General features: G+C 55.1%; 2 protein-coding genes. Both read left to right on the plus strand.

Features of this window, described 5'->3' with window-relative positions:
• On the plus strand, positions 1 to 2,732 hold a 2,732-nt coding region (locus L9W92_RS18435), incomplete at its 5' end, for an Ig-like domain-containing protein (protein ID WP_240085202.1).
• A 312-nt stretch (positions 2,733 to 3,044) separates the two neighbouring features.
• A partial coding sequence (locus tag L9W92_RS18440) for a hypothetical protein (protein WP_240085203.1) occupies positions 3,045 to 3,264 on the plus strand: 220 nt, incomplete at its 3' end.

The raw sequence follows: 3,264 nt of genomic DNA on the forward strand, positions 1-3,264 counted from the left end.
CCTATAGCTCCGACAACACGGCGGTGGCCACAGTCAACAGCAGCGGCACGGTAACGGCTGTCTCAGCCGGCACGGCCAACATTACCGTAACCACGGCGGACGGCGGCTACACCGCCACCTGCGCCGTGACCGTGCAAGATGTATATCCGGCTACAACAATGTGGCTCAACAAGGCTGTCGATACCATCACTGCCGGTGCCACAGACCAACTGACGGCAACCATCGGCACGACCGGCGCCAGCCAGAACGTGACCTGGGCATCCAGCAATCCGGCGGTGGCCACGGTCAGCGACACCGGCCTGGTGACGGCAGTAGCGCCCGGTACTGCCAACATCATCGCCACCAACGCGGACGGCAGTCTTAATGCCACCTGCGTTGTGACTGTACCGCCAGTGGCGGTTACCGGAGTCAGCCTCGATAAGAGCAGCGACAACATTGTCGCCGGCGGTACCGACCAACTTACGGCGACCGTCGCCCCGGCCAACGCCACCAACCAGAACGTGACCTGGGCTTCCGACAACACCGCGGTGGCAACGGTGAGCGATACCGGCCTGGTAACGGGAGTAGCCCCCGGTACGGCCAACATCACCGTGACCACGGCTGACGGTAGCTTTACCGCCACCTGCGCGGTGACCGTGCAAGCCACGGCAGTGGGGGTTACCGGAGTTAGCCTCAACAAGAGCAGCACCACCATCACCGTTGGCGGTACCGACCAGTTGACGGCGACCATGACTCCGGCCAACGCCACCAACCAGAATGTGACCTGGGCGTCCAGCGACACCGCGGTGGCCACGGTCAGCGGCAGCGGTCTGGTGACGGCAGTTGCCCCTGGTTCTGCCAATATTACCGTTACTACGGCGGACGGCGGCTTCACCGCCACCTGTGCCGTAACCGTGGCAGATGAAAATGCTCCCGCCTGGACTAGCGGCAGCGTATTAACCGCCACAGTTTCCGGCAGTAGCGTCAACTTAAGCTGGCCCGCGGCAACCGACAACGTTGGGGTGACAGGATATAAGATTAAGATTTACCAGGGTACAACACTTAAAACAGAAGACACTATAACCGCTACCAGCTACAGCGTTACCGGCGTGACCAACGGCAAGTACACCTTCAAGGTGGAAGCAGTCGACGACGGAGGCAACTGGAGCAATAACAGTCTGGACACGGCAATTTTTATCGCTCCAACAACGAATACTACGGTTTCCGGCCAAGTATATACCGATCCGCTACAGGAAGAAGTCAGTCTGGTTGCATACACGATTTTGGACACGGGTGCGGTACAGTTAAATGTAGAGATCCCGGCAGGAGTTACTATATACGCGCCAGAAGCGTGGGATGGCGTCATCTATGCGCCGGCAGTCAAGGATAAAAGCACCGTAACTGTGACTCCTGACGCCGGAAAAACCGTTTCGTCAGTCAATACGGTCATAGAAGTCGGCTTTAGCGGTGGCACTCTGGAATTCGACAAGGCTGTCAAAATCCTCATTCCGGGCCAAGCCGGCCATGACGTTGGCTATTTCAGCAGTGACGGAACATTCAATCCGATCAAAACTGTCGTAGCGGCAACTTATTCAGATGCGGTTACAGCAGAATTAGCTAATAAATCAGCCCGGGAAGGCAAGCAAGACGAAGGCAACGCTCTAGCGATCTGGACCATGCATTTAACCAAGTTTGCCACCTATACCCAAACTTCATCCGGCAGTGATGACAATGATGATGACAGTGACAGTAGCGGCAGTGGTGGTGGCGGCGGCAGTATAACGCCGCAAGCGGTTACTTCCACAACCGGGTCAGCTACAGTCTACCCCAGCGCGGGCGGTACCATAAGTCTGGGCAGTGAAGCTGCCATTGTAGTGCCGGCTGGCGCGCTAACAGGGACCCGCTCAGTAAAAGTAAAAGTGCAGAAAGTAACCCCACCTCCCGCAGTGCCTATAGGCTTCAAGCTGGCCAGCGGCGTATACGAGTTTAGCGCGGGTGGCGAGTACAGCTACAATTTTGCCAAGAGTGTAACTATAAAACTCAGCTTCGATCCTGAGGCTATAGACGCGGGTGAGACTCCGGCCATCTACTACTACGACGAAGCCTTGGCTAAATGGGTGAACATCGGCGGCACCGTGTCCGGCAACACCATAACCGTGCAGGTGGACCATTTCACCAAATTTGCCGTTATTGCAGCCGGGGAAGAAGAAGCTAAGCCAATAGAGAAGCCGGCTGGATCATTAAATGACATTACCGGCCACTGGGCCATGGACAATATTAACAAGCTGGTGGACATGGGTTGCATCAATGGTTATCCCGACGGCAGCTTCAAGCCCGATCACACCATTACCCGGGCCGAATTCGCCACCATGCTGGTGAAGGCGTTTAAGCTTGAGAGCCAGGGCGGCAAAATTTTTGCCGACACTGCCTCGCACTGGGCCAAAGACTACCTTGTTGCCGCGGCGGCCAACGGGGTAATCAACGGCTACGACAACAACACCTTCGGTCCCGACGACCTGATTACCCGCGAGCAGATGGCCGTGATGATCGTCAAAGCAGCTAAGCTGAACATGGTGACAGAAGAGACTGCTTTCGCAGACAGCGGGAGCATCTCCGGCTGGGCCGGGGAAGCCATGGCCACAGCTGCCAAGAATGGGCTCATCAAGGGATATCCCGACAACACCGTACGGCCGCAAGGCAACGCGACCAGGGCGGAGGCCGTTACAGTTATTTTAAATGCGTTAAATCAATAAAGAATAGGTCGGTGCAATATAAGAAAGGCCTGTTTCATTGATGAAATAATCAACGAGATAGGCTTTAACCCGACAAAATTCAATAATATTAGCTAACTGAAGATAACAGTCTTGTTCTATAAGCAGTTTTAATGGCAAAAGTTTCTAATTTTGCTTTACTATACTAAAAAAGAAAGGAGGGCAGAGACCGGTGGTACGGTGTGCTAAGGGGATGGGCAGCGCACCGGTCTCCACCGGCAGCATGGCAATACACTGCACCGTTAGCACCTTATTTTTATACCACGACAAATCTGATGAAAGGGGGAAAGAAAATTGCAACTCAAGCAAATGGTGTCAAAACTCAAGCACAGGAAGCTTATAACTTGTCTGGCCATTTTGGCAGCGCTGCTGAGTGTCTTCTCGATAGTCCTGCCCGGCCCGGCCGGCGCCGCCAACCAGGCCAATGACAGTCCCAATGGGCTGGTACCGTCGCTGACAGTCAAAGTCGGCACTGCCTCTGTCACTAATCCAACTACGATCTACACCACGGCGA

The sequence above is a fragment of the Pelotomaculum terephthalicicum JT genome (genome assembly GCF_022410535.1).
GTDB lineage: Bacteria > Bacillota > Desulfotomaculia > Desulfotomaculales > Pelotomaculaceae > Pelotomaculum_D > Pelotomaculum_D terephthalicicum.